The sequence below is a fragment of the Flavobacterium sp. 103 genome (genome assembly GCF_003096795.1).
Classification (GTDB): domain Bacteria; phylum Bacteroidota; class Bacteroidia; order Flavobacteriales; family Flavobacteriaceae; genus Flavobacterium.
Window position 1 is genome coordinate 1,036,681 of record NZ_QENX01000001.1, and the last position, 21,529, is coordinate 1,058,209.

Below are 21,529 nucleotides of genomic sequence, written 5' to 3' on the forward strand. Positions count from 1 at the left end.
TTTTATAAAGAATGCTTTTTAAGTTGCAAATCCAAAAATTCCCAACAGGCGACATTAATTTTTTCAAAAGACTCAATAAGTGATTTTCCATACGGGGTCACTACAGTCCCACCTCCCTTATTCCCTCCTACTTGAGTAGCTATTAATGGATCTTTAGAAGCTTTGTTCGAAGCGTCAATCAGTTTCCATGCTTTTTGATACGAAATATTCATTTCCTTCGCTGCTTTATTGAGCGAACCTGTGGACTCTATCAGCTTTAGCAATTGAATACGCCCTTCGCTAATGAGAATTCCCTTGTCGGTTTCAATCCAAATTTTACTCTTGATTTTCATATGTAAACCCCTATTGAATTTATATTGGTCATATATAATTTGCATAACAGCTTTTGCTAGTGACTACCCATTTACGGTCATGCTGATTTCAAAGTCAATACATTTCGTTATACTTTTACAAATATAACGAAATGAATATTCCAAAAAAATAAAAAAAATAGTTTTACTCTGTGTTTTTTGTTATAAAAAAAAGCAAGACAATTACATCAAAAAAACTCATTTGAAAACAAAAAATAATTATATTCGCTTACCTTTTTAACCACAACTAACTATAAATGAATATGAAACAAGCCACAACTATAGATGAAGTCATTCTGTTTTTGGATGAAATAATTGAAACGTCAAAACTGGAACAATGTGCTATAGGTTTGTTTACCACTTTATATAGAGAAGTGACATTGCAAATAAAACATGGTATCGAAACGGGTTTATTTCAAAATCCAGAACGAATGGGAAAACTTGATGTTATTTTTGCCAATAGGTATTTAAAAGCTTATTATCAGTTTAAAGCGAAAGAAAAATGCTCAGAATGCTGGGAATTTTCGTTTACGAAAGGAGAAGAATATTGGCCAATTGTCGTACAACATTTGCTACTGGGAATCAACGCACATGTCAATCTAGATTTAGGAATCGCCTGCGCACAAGTCAGTACTCCTGAAAGCATTTTTGACTTACATTCTGACTATAATAAAATCAACGAAATTTTAAGCAATCTAGTCGAAGGAGTTGAAAAATGCTTAGTTGAAATCTGGCCAACGCTCACCTTTATATTGAAAATATCTGGCAAAATAGACAATTTCTTTATTGATTTTAGTATGAAAACCGCTAGAGATGGTGCATGGAAATACGCTACTGAATTTGTTCTTCTTCCAGAAAATCAAAGAGAAGCCTCCATACAAGAGAGGGACATCAAGATTACCAAAATAGCTCGATTAGTTTCGAATCCGGGTTATTTTGTAAGTAGCATTTTCAAGCTTATTCGATTATTTGAGAAAGGAACTGTGGGTCAAAAAATTATAGATTTAAGCAAAGTAGAATACAACCCAGTAACTAAAACCGTTGTAACTCCTGAATGTGTTTTACAAAATTAGCATACAATACAAAAAAGCAATCTCCCTATTAAAGAAGATTGCTTTTTTTTACTTAATATTAGTTTTAAGCCTGTTCTTTCACAAATCTCGCAATTACTTCTTGATAGTAATTAAACGTGATTTTTGCGATAGATTCCCAACTAAATTGTTTCAGCACTCGCACTCGACCTGCCTTACCCATAGCGGTTGCTAATTCTTCATTATCTAACAATGCATTTACTTTGGCCGCGAAGGCTTTCTGAAAAGCAGTTGGATTCAGCGGATTAAAGTTCGTTCTAGAAACACTTTCCAGCGGAATCAAATATCCAGTCTCTCCTTCTACAATAATCTCTGGGATTCCACCCACGTGACTTCCCACAACCGGCGTTTCACAAGACATGGCTTCGAGATTGATGATGCCAAAAGGTTCGTACAAGGAAGGACAGGCAAAAACTCTCGCATGACTGTACAACACTTTGACTTTTTCTCGTGGCAACATTTCCGAAATAAGGATTACTCCTTTTCTTTTGGTTTTCAACTGATCGATTAGTGTTGACGTTTCAAGCGCAATTTCTTCGGTATCTGGAGCTCCGGCGCAAAGTACGATTTGGCAATCTTCATTAAAATATTGGGCCGCTTCTATCAATTGCGAAATCCCTTTCTGGCGGGTAATTCGCCCCACAAAAAGCACAAACGGAATATTTGGATCAATTCCATATTCTCTCAATAAATTATCATCAAAAGTAGGTTTGTAAAATTCAGGATCAATTCCGTTATGGATTACGGTCACTTTTTTGGGATCTACACCATAAGCTTCTACCACATCGGTTTTCATTTGCTCGCTCACCGCTATTACTCCATCTGCAGTCTTATAGGCATTGGTTTCTATCCATCGTGACATAAAATAACCATTCCCGAGTTGCTCCACTTTCCAAGGACGGTGGGTTTCCAAACTATGTGTGGTCAATATCAAAGGCACCTGCAACAATTCCCTCGTGAAAACACCAGCCAAATGTGTGTACCAAGTATGGCAATGAACAATATCGGCTTTTGGAGTAGCCTGAGCCATTTCGACATTTCGGCTCAGGTTATGAAACATCTTGATGTGTTCGTTTTCTGGATCAACCATTTTGGTCAAACAGGAATTTATTCCTTCCACGTGCATGGAGTCCTTGTTTTCTTTTTGGTCACCAAAACATCGAACTTCGACTTGTGCCAATTTGGCCAATTCATGACTTAAAAAATCAATATGAACTCCTGCTCCGCCATAAATGTTTGGTGGAAATTCGTTGGTATAAAGCGCTATCTTCATAAGCAGTGTTTTTATAGTTTACAATATTGGATACAAGGACAATCTTTTAGAACTGACTCTTACAACTATTTTTTATTTTTTAAATGATGGCAAAAAAGCAAAATACCAACCCTTAGCCCCGGTTGAAGTGAAAATCCTTTTGTGCTGGTGTTCGGCACAAAAGATTGAAACGGAAAACGGGACGATGTTGACAAAAATGCCCAATTTTTCTGCTCTAAACTTAATAATCGAACTCAGGCTTTAAAACATTGAACTGCATCAAAATATCAATTTAGTAAAAATACGAAACCCCAATTTAATTCGTACGGAAACCCACCATTATTTTGAAACATTTTACACCTAAATTCTAAATTATTTAAAGTTTCCACAAAAGTCATTATTATTTAATATTAATAATTACCACATTTTACCTAGATTAGCATAATAATCCAATTGTCATTTTATTCATCTAAAAAACATACATATGAATCAAAATAACTTAAACTTCAACAGTTTCAATTTTGAAAAAATTGCCGATACCCTTATTCGTCTTGGCGTCCTCTTCCTGTTAATCGGATGGTGTTATGATATTTTAAAACCCTTCGTCTTAATAATAGTTTGGGCGATAGTTATTTCCATAGCCTTCAGTCCAGTTTATGAAAGGGTTGTCAGATTATTCAAAGGCCGAAAAATTTTAGCCACTATATTTGTCGCACTCACATTACTTACTCTTTTTGTCGTTCCCAGCGTACTCATCACGCAATCCTTATACGAAGAAATCAATAATTTCGCCCATTATTACCAAACCAATGAGCACTTGATTCCGCCTCCCGGAGAAACCACCAAAAGCTGGCCAACCATAACAAGACCTATTGTAGAAATATGGACCTCGGCCTCCGAAGATCTTTCCAAAGTGGCGCTTAAATACTCGGACCAATTAAAAATAGCCGGCGCATGGCTACTCCTTTCCTTGGCGGGAATTGGCAAAGGCATCCTACAGTTTATCATCTCAATCATCATCGCCATGGGACTATTATTGTATACCGAATCATTAGTCAAGGTTTCCAAAAACATTTTCATCAAACTGATAGGTTCCAATGGCGAACATTATGCCGAAGTCACCGTAATTACCATCCGCAATGTCGTAAAAGGATTCTTGGGCGTAGCCCTAATCCAAGCACTGATGATAGGAATTGGATTCTTTTTGGCAGGAGTTCCTTTTGCTGGAATTTTCACGATTATTTGCCTTTTTCTAGCCATAATACAAGTAGGAATTGGCCCCATTGCCATCCCTGTTGTGATTTATATGTATTCCGTAACCGATGCCACCACCTCAACCATACTGGCGATTTGGGTAGGAATCACACTGATTTCTGATAATATCCTGAAACCAATATTCCTCGGAAGAGGCAACCCGCCTGCACCGATGCTCGTAATATTCCTTGGAGCCATCGGCGGTTTTATTTACAACGGATTCATTGGATTATTCCTTGGGGCTGTAATTCTAACCTTAGGCTATAAATTTTTCCTTTCCTGGATCGATATCACTGAAGAGCCTCAAATAGAAGAATCACAAATAGAGGCCGAAGAATAGTGCTTTATCATTTCAATTTACATCGTCAGTCCATAAAAGCCCATTTGGGCGTGCCCCCGTTGAGAAAAGAGGCTTACTTATAGCACCGATTATACAGCCTCTTTCCTCAACGCGGTCAGGCTGTACGCGTTACTTCGGTAACTTGCTTCCATCCTTCACGCAGTTCACAAGATCTTTAGGAAAAACAAAGAAACTTATAGATGTAAAGAACTGAAATACAAACCGATTAATAAAAATACTTTGGATCTTTTATACCGATTAATCTGTATATTTGGATTTAATACTGTGTTATTTTTATCATACTTATGCACCTGATTTAGGATGGAAATTTGCGACAGATTCACATATATAAATGAGTTGGCAACAACCACTAAAAAAAACGAGCATCCAAACTATGAAAAATATAAAAACCTTTTTGATATGTTTAATTGGAATTTTAATTTCGCATTCAAATATTTTAGCTCAAAATCAACATCAAAAAAAGTACAATTTAAATTTTGAAAATTTTGATTCTGAAAAACAAGTTATGCCTGAAGGTTGGGCTAAAGGGGGTACTTTAGAAAAAAATACAGGAGAAATTACAGTAGAAAAAATTGGAAACACGAATTGCATTGGAAAAGTAACTTCTACCGACAAAAGTAAATTTGGATGTTTCACTTATAAAATTCCTGCAAATTATGTTGGCGATTCAATTAGGCTTACAGGACGCATAAAACATGAAAATGTTGATGGATCAGTAGGACTCTGGATGCGTATTAATGGCTTCAATGGTTTTTTGGCATTTGAAAATATGGAGAGATACAAGATTAAAGGGACACATGATTGGAAAGAATATTCGATCACCTTACCTTATCCAACTGGTGCTGAATCAATCTATATTGGAGGTTTACTAAATGGAAAAGGGATTGCTTGGTTTGATGATTTTGTAATAACAATAGACGGTAAAGACATTCAAACTTTAGAAGAAACTCCTAAAATATTTTTAAAAAATAATAATCCAGATGAAATCAATTTGGCAATCCATAACTCATCCACTCCAATAGATTTATCAACAAACGAGAGTTTATCTTCAAGTTTAGACGAATTGATAAAAAAAGTGGGCAACAAAAAAATTGTGTCCATTGGCGAAAGCACACACGGCACTTCTGAATTTTATAGACTCCGAGAAATTATCACAAAGAGATTAATTCAAGAAAAAGGTTTTAATACGGTTGTTTTAGAAAACCCTTATGATGATATTGAGCTTTTAAATAAAGAATTGTTGTCAAGCCCGTTAGATAGTTTAAGCAAAAACCATTTATTTTCAATATATCATACGAAAGAAATGAGATCTTTTCTTCAATGGTATAAGGACAACTGCTCAAATTATAATATAAAATTAAAAGGTTGTGATAATTCCAATTGGGTTTTCTATGAATTGTTATCCGAAAATGTGAAAATTGATAAAGACGAAAAATTATCTAAGCTATTGCAAAAGCTAAAATCAAATATTGTAAAAAAACCAGTAAGCAACTTTAAAGAGGAACTAAAAATTAATTTAAATATCTATGCTACTATTTTAGAAATTGAAAATCATTTAGAATCCACAAATAATTTGTCCCCAAACCTAAAAGAAATTCTATTCAATGGAAAAACGACCTACATCAACGACGTAAATCATAAAAACGGTAAACAATTTCAAAGTCGAGATGAAATTATGGCTGATAGAATTTCCTATTTAGCACAGAATAACGATAACAAAATAATTGTTTGGGCTCATAACGCACATATATCAAACGAAGTTATTTCTGATAATGAAATAGGATTAATGGGACGGGATTTAAAAAAGGAATTTAAAAACGACTATCATTCTATTGGACTTACTACACTAAAAGGTAGCTATTCATTCATTGAAAAGAAGAATATTGATGTAGACCATTTTTATACGGACAAATTAAATAAGACTGACATTCAAACATCTGAAGTTAACCTTTGGGAAAATTCACTAGCATTAAATGGAAAAGCATTTTATTTGGATATGCCTACACTATGTAAAGAATTAAAAACAGATGGAATTAAAGGGCCTACTAAATTGATTGGATACAATAAAGAAACAAAAGAAGATATTTATCAACTTCCGTTTATAAAACTATTTGATTCATTGATTTTTATAGAAAGTACGAATGCCACGACACCTCTTTACCAGTAAAATGGCAGTTGGCAAAAGCAACTACAACGGATTTGGGAAATTGGTTTAATTTAGAGTTGGTTGTGCATTTGGGAGGATTTGCCTCGCCTGTTCGCTATCGCTCCGGTGACAAATCCGAAAACAGGGCTTAATTTAATCCCAAACCCGCTGTAGTAGCAAAACATCATTCATCAACTTACAAGATGACAACAACGTATCAAAATGAATAAATTGTAATTAGACCGATAACTCACTCACTAAAAAGATAAACGACATGGAAGATCCTAATAACAAAACTGAAAACTTAACACCAAAGGTGACAGGAATTGGTGGCATTTTCTTTTTCACAGACAATCCGGAACAGACAAGAGAATGGTATGGCCAAAACTTAGGGCTTGAGATTAATGACTATGGTTCAACTTTTGAATCCAGAAATATTAACAGACCTGACGAGATAAATGCTCTTCAATGGAGTCCTTTCAAAAAAGGAGATGCCTATTTTTCTCCATCCAAAAAAGAGTTTATGATTAACTATCGTGTACAGAATATTGAAGAACTTGTCAAAAAGTTAAGAGAAAACGGTGTTACGATACTTGATGAAATTGAGTCATACGATTACGGTAAATTTGTACACATTATGGATCCTGAAGGAAACAAGATAGAACTTTGGGAACCTAACGAAAATTAACGAAATTGGGGAGCAAAATAACACATAAACAACTAACTTAAAACTTGACAACAACTATAAAATAATTCTCAAAACAATAAATAACCATGCGTAAAATATTTCTATTCATCATTGTACTTTTCTGTACCATTTCCCTACAGGCACAGGATAATACTTCGTTCAATTTTTCTTTCAATCATGTATCGCTTTCAGTGAAAGATCTCGATTCTACCTGTGATTTTTACAAAAACACACTTGGTCTTCAAGAAATCACCAATAGAACAAAAAAGGAAGGCATCCGCTGGTTTTCATTGGGAGAAGGAAAGGAATTGCACCTAATCTCAACTGTAAAAGAACCTGTGACAATTAACAAAGCAATACATCTTGGACTGACAACGCCAAACTTCGATTCCTTTGTCAATAAATTAGACAAACTAAAAATAAAATATAATGACTGGGAAGGCAACCTAAATAAAATAACCATTCGTGCAGACGGGATCAAACAAATATATCTTCAGGACCCAAACGGCTATTGGATAGAAGTAAACAGTGTTGCACAGAAATAAAAGTGCCTCAGAAATTTTCAACTAGCAGTCAATTACTGACGATGATTTTTCAACTTAAATAGTAATAAAATATGAAAACACTTGAACCAGCTAACAAAATGCAGTTTAGCCAAATTAAATTGCTCAGCACAGTAGTTATCTTTTTTATTCTAACCCTTTTTTTTAGTACAAATACTATGGCTCAAGAAAAAATTCAAATGGTTCGCTTGGCAAAAATTAAAGTTGACCCATTGCAATTGGACAAATACAACGACGCATTAAAAGAACAAATGACAACTGCTGTTCGTGTTGAGCCTGGTGTATTAACCTATTACGCTGTTGCCGACAAAAACGATCCTTCACAAATTACAATACTTGAAATCTATGCTGATACTTCCGCGTACAAATCACATATAGAAACAGTACATTTTAAGAAATACAAAGAAACTGTTAAGGATATGGTTAAATCATTGGAACTTACAGATGTTAATCTAATTGCTTCGGCTAAGAAGGACGGGATGTAATTTCAAATAGGTAATTTGGTTTTTATGAATAACTACAACAAATACACCTCAACCATATCCCCTTTTTTCAATTCATAATGTCCGTGGGGAACGTAAATCAACCCGTTTGAAACTGAAAAAGAATTAAGCATGGACGAATTTTGATGTGACAGGATTTGTGCTTCTCCATTGCTGATATTTGCTTTCAAAAACTGGGAACGGCTGTTTCTAACTTCAAAATCATCGGATAAAGGAAACAATATAGCTTGTTTGTAATTCGCCTCAGCTCCCGACATAATTGCCAATGTGGGCAAAACATACACATAAAAACAAGTTAAGCAAGCCGCAGGGTTTCCAGGTAATGCGAAAATCATTTTATTCTGAAACTTTCCTGCAAACAATGGCTTTCCAGGCTTTTGATTGACTTTATGAAATAAAGTTTGCACCTGAAGTTCTTTTAAAGCCCGTGCCACAAAATCGTAATCACCAACCGATATTCCGCCAGAAACCAAAACCATTTCGTTGTTTGTTATCGCATCTTGGAGTATATTTTTAGTATTTTCAAAATCATCATTGACTTCGTATATCGTCACGGCATCATAATACCCATCAATTAATGCCGATTGCAACATAATTCCGTTACTCTCATATACCTTTCCGTGTTCGAGTGGTGTACCGGGTTTGGCCAATTCATTGCCTGTAACCACAATTCCAATATTTGGTTTTTGGTAAACTGTAACATGTGTAAAACCAAGTCCCGCCAAAAAACCGATTGCTGCTGAATTCAACAAAGTTCCTTTTTCGAGAGCCAAATCCCCAGCCGAAATTTGTTCACCAATGGGTCTGACATTCGTTTCGGGCTTTACCAGTTCGTCCAGTAATAATTGGGTTCCGTTAGCCGCAACTAATTCAATCTGAATTACAGCCTGCGCCGAATCCGGTATAGCTGCTCCAGTAAAAATCTTGACAGCCTGTCCAGGAACCAAATCTACCAAGTGAGAATCGCCCGCTTTTATTTCGCCAACAATTTCATAAACCAAATCATCATGCAAACACAAAGCATAGCCATCCATCGCTGATTGTCGAAAAGGCGGCATATTAATAGGTGACACTAGCGATTCTGCCAAAATATGTTTTCGGGCTTGAAAAAGAGGCAACTCCACTTCGTGCAAAGCAGGTAAATTTTGTTCTAATATCGAAAAGGCTTCTTGAACGGAAATCATAGGTTAATTTTTAATAGTAATCAAAAATACAATTCGAAAATGACTTTAACGAGAGGTTCTAAATAAAATCAAATATTGCAACAAAAAACCCGACAGCTTTTATAATTAACCGCAAAGAGCGCAAAGTTTTGCGAACATAGTACTTCCTTTGCGTTCTTTGCGGTTATTTTTTTGATTACAAACTATAATTCAAATTGAACATTAAACGATAATTGGCTTCAATATTAGAACCCGCTAAATGTTGTGTAACAGGAAGCATCGCGCTCATACCAAGAGAGAATTTGTCCTTCCCGATTTCCAAACCAAATTTACTGAACAAAATATCACCAGCAGTATTGGGTAATTCCTGTCCATGTTGCTTATTGGCATCATACACTTCGCCAACCAAACCCAGATGTGGCATTATTTTTACGGTATTGGCTTCCAATAAATAAAAAAGCAATCCTCCATAATTGAGTTGGTTACCGTATTGATAGTTTTTACTGTTTTCCGTTTTAATTGTATAATCTAAAAGTAAATTCAGACCTAGATTATTTTTTTGAATCACATAATCAGCTACCAAAAGATAATCCCAACTGCCTGTTCCTACCTGAAAACTTTGATTAACTGTCCCCAGATTGTTGGCTTCGTTGAACTTTCCGGTAGGCATTTTCACACCACCTCCCATTTGGAGTTTATGGGTCAAGGTAATACTGTCTTTATGCGTTTGATACAAAGTATACATTCCCATCACCGTGATATCACCCAACCCTTGAATCTCTTCTTTTCCTGTTGACAGTTCTCGGCTGTGATGCTGAAACGGAATCAAAGTAAAAATCTGAATCCTTTCGGTAATGGGAATTTTTGACCAAATTTGGATTGTATTGAAATTTTCGTCCACCCAAGGCGAATTGTCAAAAATTCCATCTTTGCTGGTGTAACTTTGATTCAAATAACGAACTCCCACAAAATTGGAATTGAGCATGGAGCCAAAACCCAAACCACCGCTGCTTGCTGAACATCCGCAGGCATCACAATCTTCGTATTCATATTCGCTAAGCAATAGCAGATTATGAAATTTTTCGGCATAAATACTGTCCTTTATTGGATTCGAAAAAGCCAATTGAAAGCTGCAAGCTAGGATTATAAAAAAATATTTTTTCATTTAAATTAAAATTCTGAAAATCGCTTATCGGTTAGATATTGATTATCTGTTAATGTTTTTAGAAAAGCAATTACTTGCGTTTTCTCCTGACTTGTCAAAGCAATTCCGAGTTTGCCGTTTTGATTTAAAATTGGGTCTAATGTCTCCGAGTTTACGACACCCGAGGCATAATGATCCAAAACCGCTTCTAATGTTCCGAATCGTCCGTCGTGCATATAAGGCGCTGTCTTTTCGACATTTCTTAAACTCGGCACTTTGAATTTATAATAATCCACTGCTAATTGGGTCACTCGATAACGACCTACATCTTTAATTTGTGGATTGACTGCCAATCCGTTATTTCTGAATGAATCGTCGGTCATCAAATCGGTGGCGTGGCACGAACTGCATTTGGCTTTGAAAATTTCATAACCGGCTAATTCGTCTGTTGTTAGAGTTCCACCAACTTCGTTACGACGGTATTTGTCAAATCTAGAATTGCTGGAGGTCACCATCAGCATGAATTGCGAAAGTGCTTTGAGCATGTTTTCGGAATTGATTTTTCCATCTTTGAATGCAACAGCAAACAGTTTTTGATACGTTGCGTCAGCCTTCATCATGGCAATTGCAGCGGCGAAATTACCGTTCATTTCGATTGGACTCGTAAACGGAATAATCGGTTGCAAATCGAGATGCGAAGCGGCACCATCATACATAAAGGCTGTTTGATAGCCTAAATTTTGAATCGAAGGTGTGTTTCTGGTTCCAATATTATCTCCGACTCCGTGACTAAAGACATGACCATGATGGGTGAATGCATTTTCCTGAATGTGACAAAAGCCACAGGAAACGACTCCATCCGAAGACAATCTTCCTTCGTAGAACAATTTTTTACCGAGTTCAAACCCTTTTTCTGTTGGCGGATTCAATGCAATATTGTAAGCCAAAGGAGGAAAATTGGATGGAATGGTAAATGCTAATGGCACATCGACATAATTGCTTTCGTTATCATTGGAACAACTTAAAAATAACGGAATAATGAACCACAGGAAATGTCTTTTCTTCATGTTTTTATACTGTTGAAAGAATTACTAAAGTTGTGGATTAGCCCCGATAGCAGCGTATATCCTTTTTTACTAACCTATTCAGGGTTAGTAAAAAAGATATAGCGGATAGCGGGAGGACAATTGTTATGAAAACAAATCGTTTGCTCCTAAAACTTCAGCAACCTGTTAGTCGTTGTGTACGTGAGCTACAGAAAACATTCCGTTTAAATTGGCAGTAATCAACGGCAATTGAGAACCGCCCATAATCATTGCGCCCATACCTCCCATATTGTTGTCTGAAAGCTTGATTTTGTTGGTGCCGTCAATGATTTTGGCCACATCGGCAATGATGTGAATTTCCGGAGTAATCGTGGTTCTCACCATCGCATTTGTAGGCAATGTCAGGGTAACTTCGGTGTAGTTATAATCGGTTCCGGTTTGGCCTGTATGAACCATAAATGAAGTGTCGGTAGTCACTGTTGAAGACGTAAAAGTTCCCTCGAAAGCCACAAATTTATAGCCTGCAGACCAACTCCACATCATTCCGGCATCCTGCGCTTTTGCTAAGAAATCGCCCTGACCTGTAGCGCCCAATTCCCATTGTGCTTTGTCTACTCCGATTCCGAATTTTATTTTGGTGTAGTTCCCTGCAGGGATGTTTTCTAATTCAATCTCGTGACTTGCAACTGTAGCTTCATCGACAATGAAATAGCTGGAACTTTTTGGATAAGTAAGTGTCGTTCCATCATCTTTGGTCAAAACAATATTGCTAATGATGTATTTTACATTACTGATTTTTAATACTTCTCCTTGTAAAGTAGTATTAGCCTGAGTATTTAAAATCAAGTCATTTGATCCGAAGGCATTGTCGAATTCTACGCCCAATTTACCGGTTCCGGTGATAACTTCGTCATTATTGTTTGAACATGCTGACAATACAGCGACCATTGCTATTGCAGCAATTGCTTTGTTTATTGTATTTTTCATTATATTTTATTTCTTAATTTATTTAGGATTGATTCGTGCGCAAAAGCGTGCACAAATGATGGATACCATTTGCAACAATTGACACAAAAGTGTTTTAATAAAATCTAAGAAATAAAAATGGGTGGTCGAAAAAGGGAATCCAAATGGGATTTGGAATATAAATTGGAATAGCTATTGCTGTTTTTTTCTTTATCTAAAAATGATGCAGAAGCAATAGAAAAAGTTTTTATTTCCTGAAAAAACAATAGTTCAGCAACAGGAGTATATCCTTTTTTATCGGAAGAAGCAGGCTTTTCATTTTCGGCAGCCTTTGCCAATTCCTTCATCAAATGACATTTACCGTTACAATGCATCATTGGCTTTGCCTTGTTTTCGCAAAGTACTTTTGAGATGTATTCATAATTAACCACGTATTCTATAACCGGAAAAATCGGTTTTAGAAAAATAGCGATGATGAGTATGAATACAAGGTTTTTCACGGCGCAAAGATAGTACACCCTTTTTAAATTCTAATGACTAATGTCAGTTTTTCACAAATTATAGTTAAAACATTAAACCTTTGACCATTACAATCATCTTACACCTATAACTTAAAGAATAATAAACATGAAAAATTTGATTATTGCCTTAGCATTTGGAATCGGACTGACTGGATTTGCACAAGAAGCTACTCCAAAACCCAACAGAGCCGATATGGAAAAAATGACTCCAGAGCAACGCCAGCAAAAACATTTGGCTTACTTAACCAAAGAATTGGCTTTGGATGCCAAACAGCAAGAAGCAGTTGGTAAAATTTTAGCAGAGAAAAGTGCCAAAGCACAAGATCTGAAAATTCAAAAAGATACCCGTAAAGCCAGTGGAGACAAAATGACTACCGAAGAAAGAACTGCATTCAAAAACACCATGCAAGCCGAAAAAACAGATACCGAAGCTAAAATGAAAGCCGTTTTATCTGCCGATCAATATCAAAAATGGCTTGACTTGAGAGAAGAGAATAAAGCAAAAATGAAAGAAAGAAGAAGTGGAGGAATGTAGAAAGCAATAAAAATTAAACACGAATTCCAATAATTAGCACAAATTGAAATGCGCTGATTTACTTCGTCCGTTCGCTATCGCTCGGGTGTGGAATTCGTTTTTTACTCCTGCAAGGTTTTTTTCTAACCTTGTTTTTTTCTAACCTTGTAGGTGTAAATTGTTATGAAGTCGTTTTCAAACATACCTACAAGGTTTGAAAAAACCTTGCAGGAATATTCAATATCGAATTAAAATGTTTTAGAAACTTTATCAATTGCATTAATGGTAAAATCCAAATCTTCATAAGTCAGTGCATCGGTGATGAACCAAGTTTCATATGCTGATGGCGCTATATACACTCCTTCGGCTACTAAACCATGGAAGAATTTCTTGAAAGTTTCATTATCTCCTGCAGCAGCAGATTGAAAATCAGTCACTGGATTGGCATCAAAATGAACAGAAATCATAGAACCTATCTGGTTGATCGTAAAAACGACATTATTGGCTTTCAAAACTCTTTCGATTCCTGCTCCTAAATAAGCGGTTTTCGCTTCCAATCTTTTGAAAATTTCACGATCATTGTCCAATGCCTGCAACATCGCCAATCCAGCTGCCATAGCCAATGGATTTCCAGACAAAGTTCCTGCTTGATAAACAGGTCCTAATGGCGCTAAGAAATTCATAATTTCGGCACGTGCTGCAAAAGCTCCAACAGGCAAACCTCCACCAATTACTTTTCCGAAACAAACAATATCTGCATTGATGTTGAACAATTCCTGAACACCACCTCTGGCCAATCTAAAGCCTGTCATTACCTCATCAAAAATTAGTAAAATTCCATTAGCCGTACATAACTCACGTAGTCCTTCCAAAAATCCTTTAACAGGTGGAATACATCCCATATTTCCTGCAACAGGCTCGACAATTATGGCAGCAATTTCATTTTTATTAGCTTCTATTAAAGTCTTCACATTCTCCAAATCATTGTATTTGGCAAGCAAAGTATCCTTGGCCGTACCTGCTGTTACTCCTGGGCTGTTTGGTGTTCCAAAAGTAACTGCCCCACTCCCCGCCTGAATCAAAAACGAATCAGAATGACCGTGATAGCAACCAGCAAACTTGATGATTTTGTCTCTTTTGGTAAATCCACGAGCCAAACGCACCGCGCTCATACAAGCTTCTGTTCCAGAATTCACAAAACGGATTTTGTCAATATTCGGAACCATAGAAACTGCAAGAGCTGCTATTTGTGTTTCCAATTCGGTTGGCATACCGAAAGATGTTCCTAGTTTGGCTTTTTCGATTACGGCTTCCACCACTGGTTCGTAGGCATGACCCAAAATCATTGGCCCCCATGAATTGATATAATCGATCAATCGGTTTCCGTCTTCATCATACAAATAAGCTCCTTTGGCACTTTTTACGAATATTGGTGTTCCCCCGACGGCTTTGAAAGCTCTTACTGGTGAATTTACTCCCCCTGGGATTACTTTTTCTGCTTCAGCAAAAAGCTGACTACTTCTTTGGTATATCATTACGATTTTAAATTTTAGATTTTTGACTTCAGATTTTAGATTTGACTGAATACTAAAAACTGAATACTGTCAACTTATTTTACTATCAACTTCTGCCCTATCGAAAGTGTATTTTCTGTTAGATTATTTTTCTGTTTTAATTCTTCCACGGTCAAATTGAATTTTTTGGAAACCGAATAAAAAGTATCTCCTTTTTGGATTTCATACAAACTGGCTTCATCAGCGCCAAAATTGTCCTGAAGCAATACTTTGGCTTCTTCTTTTGCTATCTCTTTTCCTAAAACTTTGGTGTCGTACTGACTCAAATTATAGGTTTCAATATAGCTTATTAATTTTTCCGGATATCTTGGATCAGTGGCGTAACCAGCTTCTCTCAAGCCTTTTGCCCATGCTTTGTAATCTCCTTTTGGCAATGTAAACAAATTGGCATATCTTTTTTTACTCGTCAATACCATCGCATGATCTTGATAGGACTCGGAGGCTTGATTGTATTTCCTAAAACATTCATTTGCAGAATCATCATCTTTATAGACTTTATCACCTCTCCAATCATTATGGCACTTGATTCCGAAATGATTATTGGCTGTCATAGCCAAATCCCCTTTTCCAGCTCCCGATTCCAAAATTCCCTGCGCCAAAATAATACTGGCAGGAATTCCGTAGGTTTTCATATTACTCATCGCAACACCACTGTATTGTGCGATATAGGCTCTGGTTATTTCATTTGTACTTATTGGTTTTGAACTGGACTGAGTTGCCGCGTTACTACTGTTTCCGTTTTGGATTGGTTTGGAATATTTCCATCCCACTGGTTTTTTTGTAGTAACGATTGTTGGTTTCGATGAACCACAACTTATAAGGGTTGCAATTAAGAGAAATAAAAATATTTTCTTGACCATGTTTTTGATTTACAATATTATTATTTGGCATTGATTTTTGCCATTGCTATTGAAATTGAATCACTGTTTTATTCTTCTTTTTCAAAAGCGTATTCATTCCCTGGATTCCCTGCAATCCTCCTGTATGGATCAATAGAATTTTGGAATTATGGGGAAAATAGTCTTTCTGAATTAAATCTATAACGCCAAAAACCATCTTTCCAGTATAAATAGGGTCTAATGGAACTTGTGTTTGTTTGTAAAACTGATTTATAAACTGAATCAGTTCTTCATTTACCTTTCCGTAGCCCCCAAAATGATAATCGGTTATTAATTCCCAATTTTCGTTGGCGGCAAATTTACGAATTTCATCTTTTAAAAAGTCTCCTTTTAATGCTGGAAATCCCAAAACTTTTTGGTGTGGAAATGCACTATTAATTATCCCCGAAATGGTACATCCCGTTCCTACTGCACAACATACATAATCACACGAAGCGTCTTCCTCAGTTAGTATTTCTTCACAACCTTTTACGGCATATTCATTAGTACCACCTTCTGGCACAAGGTAAAACGATCCGAATTTATCTTTTAAATTGGTTATAAAATCAGGTTCCGTTTTCAATCGATAGGCTTCTCTGGTTATAAACTTAAATTGCATTCCACATTCTTGGGCAAAATGCAAAGTTGGATTTTCGACAATTTTATCTCCCAACTCATCCCCACGAATAACGCCAATGGTCTTAAAACCTTGTTCTTTCCCCGCATACGCTACCGCCGCAATATGATTGGAATAAGCGCCACCAAAAGTCAATACGCTTTCTTGTTTTTCGGCTTTTGCCTGAAGCAAATTATATTTTAACTTCCTGAATTTGTTCCCCGATATAAAAGGATGAAGTAAATCTTCCCGCTTTATTTCAAGGGTAATTCCATTAGGCAGGTCGTATGTTATTTTTTGGTTCAAAGTCTATGTGGCATTTATAATGGGTTACTTCAAAACTTAACCTCAATCCCGATAATTATCGGGACGCAAAGGAAGCGCTATGTACGCAAAGCTTTGCGAACTTTGCGGAACTCTTTGTGTACTTTGCGGTTAAATATTTTTCACTTGCAAATACTTTAAAAAACTAAAATTTGTTCTCGTTTCAAGGTAATTCAAATGCTGTTCATTGGCATAAGCCTCCCTTTCAAAACTGATATTTCTATAGGCCAAATTAGCGTTTTTATACTGCAACAAACGTACCGCATATTCCACAAAATACCAAACAAAAAAAGGCAAGATTAGTAGCTCCAATTGCTGACGGAGGTGAATTTTTTCGTGATTGACAAGTACTTTATTTTCAGAATCAAATGCGTATTTTATAAACACAAAAGGAAAGACTGTTAGCCCGCGATATCCTTTAGGAATTAAATATTTGGCAACAATAACAAACATTGGTTATAAAATTTATAGATTTGTACAGGCAATTTAGTCCAAATTAAAGAAAAACACAATCGCCTAATTGCGAATTTCAAGCATAAATAAAGAATGGCAGAACAAAGTAATGAAAATAAATTAACTGAGGGAGAAGATTTTTATTACACTCCCGAAGGATACAAATGCTTTACCGAAAAATACCATTTGAAAAGAGGGTATTGTTGCAAAAGTGGCTGTCGTCATTGTCCCTACGGATTTGACAAAAAAACGGGGCAAATTAAGAAGTAGATTTTCAGATAACAGAACGCAGAATTTAGATTTCAGGTTACAGAATTCTTTTTAAAATTAAATACACAGAAATGGACATCCTTTCTTTAAAATATAAAATTAAAATCCACAAGTCCTATCACAGGTCGGATATACGTTATCCCTAGTGGGCAATTTCTTTAAATTAAGAAAAATATCTAGATTTACGGGATGCGAGAGGGATAGACGCTGGCTACCGAAGTAGCGCAGATAGCCCGACCGCATTAAGGGAAGTGGCCGACTAACCGCCACAAGGAGTAGGCCACTTTTCTTAATGTGGTCTCGCCCAAAAGTTACTCATTAGAACGATTAATTTTAGATTTTAAAAACAAAAAACATGACTTTTCAAGAACAAATACAACAAGGAATCCCTTCTATATTACCACAGCCAAAACCGTATGAAGCCAACATTAACCACGCGCCTAAACGGAAAGAAATCTTGTCTGCCGACGAGAAAAAACTGGCGCTTCGCAATGCTTTGCGCTATTTTGAGCCAAAACATCACGCTGAATTAATATCTGAATTTCGCAACGAACTAGAAACTTACGGGCGTATTTATATGTACCGTTTGCGTCCCGATTATAGAATGTATGCCCGACCAATCTCGGAATATCCTGGAAAAAGCGAGCAAGCCAAAGCCATTATGCTTATGATTCAGAACAATCTGGATTATGCGGTGGCGCAACATCCACACGAATTGATTACTTATGGAGGAAACGGTGCGGTTTTCTCGAACTGGGCTCAATATTTATTGACGATGAAATACTTATCGGAAATGACCAATGAGCAAACGTTGACGATGTATTCTGGGCATCCGATGGGATTATTTCCTTCTCACAAAGAAGCACCAAGAGTTGTGGTTACCAACGGAATGGTGATCCCAAATTATTCTCAACCTGATGACTGGGAAAAAATGAATGCTTTGGGCGTTTCCCAATACGGACAAATGACCGCAGGTAGTTATATGTACATAGGCCCACAGGGAATTGTGCACGGAACGACAATCACTGTTTTGAATGGTTTCAGAAAAATAAAACGCTCCCCAAAAGGAGGCTTATTCGTAACTTCCGGATTGGGAGGAATGAGTGGTGCACAGCCAAAAGCGGGAAATATTGCGGGCTGTATCACGGTTTGTGCCGAGGTAAATGCAAAAATCACCCATATTCGTCACAGTCAAGGCTGGATAAATGAAGTGGTTGAGAATATTGACGAATTGGTCAAAAGAGTTGCTTTGGCGAAAGCCAATAACGAAACCGTTTCTATCGCTTACCTTGGGAACATTGTAGATGTTTGGGAACGATTTGACGAAGAAAACCTTTATATTGATTTGGGTTCCGACCAAACTTCGCTTCACAATCCGTGGGCTGGCGGGTATTATCCGGTTGGAATTTCATTTGAAGAAGCTAATGATATGATGGCAAATAATCCTGATTTATTCAAGGAAAAAGTACAGGAAACATTGCGCCGTCACACAGCCGCTATTAATAAACATACGGCCAAAGGAACTTATTTCTTTGATTACGGAAATGCATTTTTACTGGAAGCCTCACGTGCTGGCGCTGCTATTATGGCTGAAAATAGTATTGATTTTAGATACCCAAGTTACGTGCAGGACATTATGGGACCTATGTGTTTTGATTATGGTTTTGGGCCTTTCCGTTGGGTTTGTACTTCTGGAAAGCCTGAAGATTTAGCCAAAACAGATGCTATTGCCTGTCAAGTTCTGGAAGAAATGGCCAAAACTGCTCCAATAGAAATTCAGCAACAAATGCAAGATAATATTCAGTGGATAAAAGGTGCACAAGAAAATAAATTGGTTGTGGGTTCCCAAGCCAGAATCTTATATGCCGATGCCGAAGGCCGTGTAAAAATTGCCGAAGCGTTCAATCAGGCTATTGCCAATGGTGAAATAGGATTGGTAGTTTTAGGTCGTGACCATCACGATGTTTCTGGAACCGATTCGCCTTACCGAGAAACCTCCAATATTTATGATGGATCTCGTTTCACGGCCGATATGGCTATTCAAAACGTGATTGGGGACAGTTTCCGTGGTGCAACCTGGGTTTCCATACACAATGGTGGTGGCGTAGGCTGGGGTGAAGTGATCAACGGTGGTTTCGGAATGGTGCTGGATGGTTCCAAAGAAGCTTCTAGACGCTTGGCTTCGATGCTTTTTTGGGATGTCAATAACGGAATCTCAAGACGCAGCTGGGCTCGTAACGAAGGAGCTGTTTTTGCCATAAAACGTGCTATGGACGTCGAACCGTTGTTGAAAGTGACGCTACCCAATTTGGTGGATGATAAATTATTAGAATAAAGCACATAAAAAATACACATAAAATCATTTTAAATCTGCTGAATCTGCGTGACATAAAAAAATTGGCACGCAGATTTTTGCAGATTCAGTAGATAAAAATAAAATCTAAAGAAATTTTCGGGAGCTAATCCTGCTATTCGCTTCAAGATTTTTCATAAACTCGTTTTTTTCTAAGAACAAAAAGAGCTTCCTTTGGTCGCTTTTTTTGTTCAAGAAAAAAATACTCGTTTAACAAAAAATGCTTTTCACTATTATCAGGGCTAACACAGCTGACTGCAGACAAATGTATTTAGTAGAGATCTTTGAAAAATCATTTTTTTTAACTACCTTAGAGTAACCAAATTGGTACGATTTTTGCAGTTTGTTTACACCACCATAAATCAAATAAAAAATGAAAACATTTAAGCTCCTGCCCCTATTATTACTTTTCATTGTTGCCTCATGTGACACTGTAAAAGTATATTCTGATTATGACAAATCGGTTGATTTTACGCAGTACAAAACTTTTGCCTTTATGAAATCTGGAATTGACAAAGTCGAAATTTCTGATTTGGATAAAAAAAGAATCCTTAATGCCATCGACCAACAATTACAGGCCAAAGGATTTACCAAAAGTGAAACTCCCGATTTATTGGTTAATATTTTCACTAAATCTCGAGAAGAAATAAGCGTAAACCAATTCAATGCAGGTTATGGCTACGGTTGGGGATGGGGATGGAATCCTTATATGTATGGAGGACAAACTTATGTGACCTCTTCTACTGAAGGAACATTATATATCGACCTTATCGACGCCAAAAAGAAAGAACTAATCTGGCAAGGTGAAGGAACCGGAACCCTTTCTAAAGACATGGCAGAAAAAGACGCGATTGTCAATGATATTGTCACCCAAATTTTAGCACAATATCCTCCTGCAAAACCTGAAACAAAGGAAAATAAAGAAAAGAAAAAATAATTTAGTTTTTAAAAAACCTACCTTTGTGTAGGTTTTTTTATATCCAGAAATCATGACAAACAAAGACATAACAAACATAGAAGACATCCAATTAATGGTAGATACATTCTACTCTAATGTGCGAAAAGACGAACTGATTGGTTCTATTTTCGAAGAAAAAATAGGTGACCGCTGGCCAGAACATTTAGAGAAAATGTACCGCTTTTGGCAAACTATTCTACTGGAAGAACACACCTATTCCGGAAGCCCTTTTCCACCTCACAAACAACTACCAGTTGAGAAAGAACATTTTAACCGCTGGATGGAAATTTTCACCAAAACCGTGGATAGTTTATTTACAGGTAAAAATGCTGATGAAGCCAAACTCAGAGGCAAAATGATGGCCGAAATGTTCCATCACAAAATTGAGTATTTCAGACATGAAGCGAAGCATCCGCTTTTGTAAAAACAAGAAAAAAATGATTATAAAATTACCGCAGATTCGCTGATTATAAAACAATACAATCCGTGACCCGAGCGGTAGCGAATAGGCGAAGCAATCTGCGGTAATTTATTTTTTAAA

General features: G+C 36.6%; 22 protein-coding genes. 11 read left to right on the forward strand and 11 right to left on the reverse strand.

All coding sequences use genetic code 11. The annotated features are described in order from the left end of the window. Positions 1–2: 2 nt before the first annotated feature. Positions 3–332 carry a winged helix-turn-helix domain-containing protein gene (locus tag C8C85_RS04225; RefSeq protein WP_116795963.1) on the reverse strand — a complete coding sequence of 110 codons (330 nt, stop codon included), beginning with the start codon at positions 330–332 and terminating at the stop codon, positions 3–5. Between the two features lie 275 nt (positions 333–607). Between C8C85_RS04225 and C8C85_RS04230 the strand changes: the two genes are divergently transcribed. Further along, entirely contained in the window at positions 608–1,423 is an 816-nt protein-coding gene (locus tag C8C85_RS04230) for a DUF5995 family protein (RefSeq protein ID WP_116795964.1), read from the forward strand. Between the two features lie 64 nt (positions 1,424–1,487). Here the strand turns inward: C8C85_RS04230 and glgA are convergent, their stop codons facing one another. Continuing rightward, positions 1,488–2,714 (reverse strand): glycogen synthase, encoded by a 1,227-nt coding sequence (gene glgA / locus C8C85_RS04235; protein ID WP_116795965.1) that lies wholly within the window; start codon positions 2,712–2,714, stop codon positions 1,488–1,490. 463 nt (positions 2,715–3,177) lie between these two features. Between glgA and C8C85_RS04240 the strand changes: the two genes are divergently transcribed. The 5 genes from C8C85_RS04240 (at position 3,178) to C8C85_RS04260 (ending at position 8,190) form a co-directional block, all read left to right on the forward strand. Beyond that, entirely contained in the window at positions 3,178–4,287 is a 1,110-nt protein-coding gene (locus tag C8C85_RS04240; RefSeq protein WP_116795966.1) for an AI-2E family transporter, read from the forward strand. Positions 4,288–4,681: 394 nt separating this feature from the next. After that, positions 4,682–6,475, forward strand: a complete 1,794-nt coding sequence (locus tag C8C85_RS04245) for an erythromycin esterase family protein (RefSeq protein WP_165818091.1) — start codon at positions 4,682–4,684, stop codon at positions 6,473–6,475. 253 nt (positions 6,476–6,728) lie between these two features. Continuing rightward, positions 6,729–7,142 (forward strand): VOC family protein, encoded by a 414-nt coding sequence (locus C8C85_RS04250; protein ID WP_116795968.1) that lies wholly within the window; start codon positions 6,729–6,731, stop codon positions 7,140–7,142. Between the two features lie 86 nt (positions 7,143–7,228). After that, positions 7,229–7,687 (forward strand): VOC family protein, encoded by a 459-nt coding sequence (locus tag C8C85_RS04255; RefSeq protein ID WP_116795969.1) that lies wholly within the window; start codon positions 7,229–7,231, stop codon positions 7,685–7,687. A gap of 71 nt (positions 7,688–7,758) precedes the next feature. Beyond that, positions 7,759–8,190 carry a putative quinol monooxygenase gene (locus C8C85_RS04260; RefSeq protein WP_116795970.1) on the forward strand — a complete coding sequence of 144 codons (432 nt, stop codon included), beginning with the start codon at positions 7,759–7,761 and terminating at the stop codon, positions 8,188–8,190. Positions 8,191–8,222: 32 nt separating this feature from the next. Here C8C85_RS04260 and glp read toward each other — a convergent pair whose 3' ends face one another. The 5 genes from glp to C8C85_RS04285 form a co-directional block, all read right to left on the reverse strand. Then, positions 8,223–9,392 carry a gephyrin-like molybdotransferase Glp gene (gene glp / locus C8C85_RS04265; RefSeq protein ID WP_116795971.1) on the reverse strand — a complete coding sequence of 390 codons (1,170 nt, stop codon included), beginning with the start codon at positions 9,390–9,392 and terminating at the stop codon, positions 8,223–8,225. A gap of 175 nt (positions 9,393–9,567) precedes the next feature. Next, positions 9,568–10,536: a transporter gene (locus tag C8C85_RS04270; RefSeq protein ID WP_116795972.1), complete on the reverse strand. Its 969-nt coding sequence runs from the start codon at positions 10,534–10,536 to the stop codon at positions 9,568–9,570. Positions 10,537–10,541: 5 nt separating this feature from the next. Continuing rightward, positions 10,542–11,582, reverse strand: coding sequence for a cytochrome-c peroxidase (locus C8C85_RS04275; protein ID WP_116795973.1), 1,041 nt, complete (start codon positions 11,580–11,582; stop codon positions 10,542–10,544). Between the two features lie 165 nt (positions 11,583–11,747). After that, positions 11,748–12,548: an MbnP family protein gene (locus C8C85_RS04280; RefSeq protein ID WP_116795974.1), complete on the reverse strand. Its 801-nt coding sequence runs from the start codon at positions 12,546–12,548 to the stop codon at positions 11,748–11,750. A 104-nt stretch (positions 12,549–12,652) separates the two neighbouring features. Further along, positions 12,653–13,027, reverse strand: coding sequence for a hypothetical protein (locus C8C85_RS04285; RefSeq protein WP_243412044.1), 375 nt, complete (start codon positions 13,025–13,027; stop codon positions 12,653–12,655). Between the two features lie 127 nt (positions 13,028–13,154). On the opposite strand from C8C85_RS04285, the gene C8C85_RS04290 reads away from it, so the two are divergent. After that, entirely contained in the window at positions 13,155–13,583 is a 429-nt protein-coding gene (locus C8C85_RS04290; protein WP_116795975.1) for a hypothetical protein, read from the forward strand. 227 nt (positions 13,584–13,810) lie between these two features. Here the strand turns inward: C8C85_RS04290 and hemL are convergent, their stop codons facing one another. From hemL to C8C85_RS04310, 4 genes are all read right to left on the reverse strand, one after another. Continuing rightward, complete coding sequence (gene hemL / locus C8C85_RS04295) at positions 13,811–15,097, reverse strand: glutamate-1-semialdehyde 2,1-aminomutase (protein ID WP_116795976.1); 1,287 nt, start codon at positions 15,095–15,097, stop codon at positions 13,811–13,813. A 74-nt stretch (positions 15,098–15,171) separates the two neighbouring features. Further along, positions 15,172–15,996, reverse strand: coding sequence for a glucosaminidase domain-containing protein (locus tag C8C85_RS04300; RefSeq protein WP_116795977.1), 825 nt, complete (start codon positions 15,994–15,996; stop codon positions 15,172–15,174). A gap of 46 nt (positions 15,997–16,042) precedes the next feature. After that, entirely contained in the window at positions 16,043–16,936 is an 894-nt protein-coding gene (locus tag C8C85_RS04305; protein WP_116795978.1) for a 1-aminocyclopropane-1-carboxylate deaminase/D-cysteine desulfhydrase, read from the reverse strand. Positions 16,937–17,065: 129 nt separating this feature from the next. Continuing rightward, a complete protein-coding gene (locus C8C85_RS04310) occupies positions 17,066–17,407 on the reverse strand; it encodes a hypothetical protein (protein ID WP_116795979.1) in 342 nt (113 codons plus the stop codon). A 93-nt stretch (positions 17,408–17,500) separates the two neighbouring features. Here C8C85_RS04310 and C8C85_RS18415 point away from each other — a divergent pair, with 93 nt between their 5' ends. From C8C85_RS18415 to C8C85_RS04325, 4 genes are all read left to right on the forward strand, one after another. After that, positions 17,501–17,677, forward strand: coding sequence for a DUF5522 domain-containing protein (locus tag C8C85_RS18415; RefSeq protein WP_165688760.1), 177 nt, complete (start codon positions 17,501–17,503; stop codon positions 17,675–17,677). 355 nt (positions 17,678–18,032) lie between these two features. Next, on the forward strand, positions 18,033–20,012 hold the full coding sequence (locus tag C8C85_RS04315; RefSeq protein ID WP_116795980.1) for a urocanate hydratase: 1,980 nt from the start codon (positions 18,033–18,035) through the stop codon (positions 20,010–20,012). A 391-nt stretch (positions 20,013–20,403) separates the two neighbouring features. Further along, a complete protein-coding gene (locus tag C8C85_RS04320) occupies positions 20,404–20,967 on the forward strand; it encodes a DUF4136 domain-containing protein (protein WP_116795981.1) in 564 nt (187 codons plus the stop codon). Between the two features lie 52 nt (positions 20,968–21,019). After that, positions 21,020–21,412, forward strand: coding sequence for a group III truncated hemoglobin (locus tag C8C85_RS04325; protein WP_116795982.1), 393 nt, complete (start codon positions 21,020–21,022; stop codon positions 21,410–21,412). Positions 21,413–21,529: the final 117 nt, after the last annotated feature.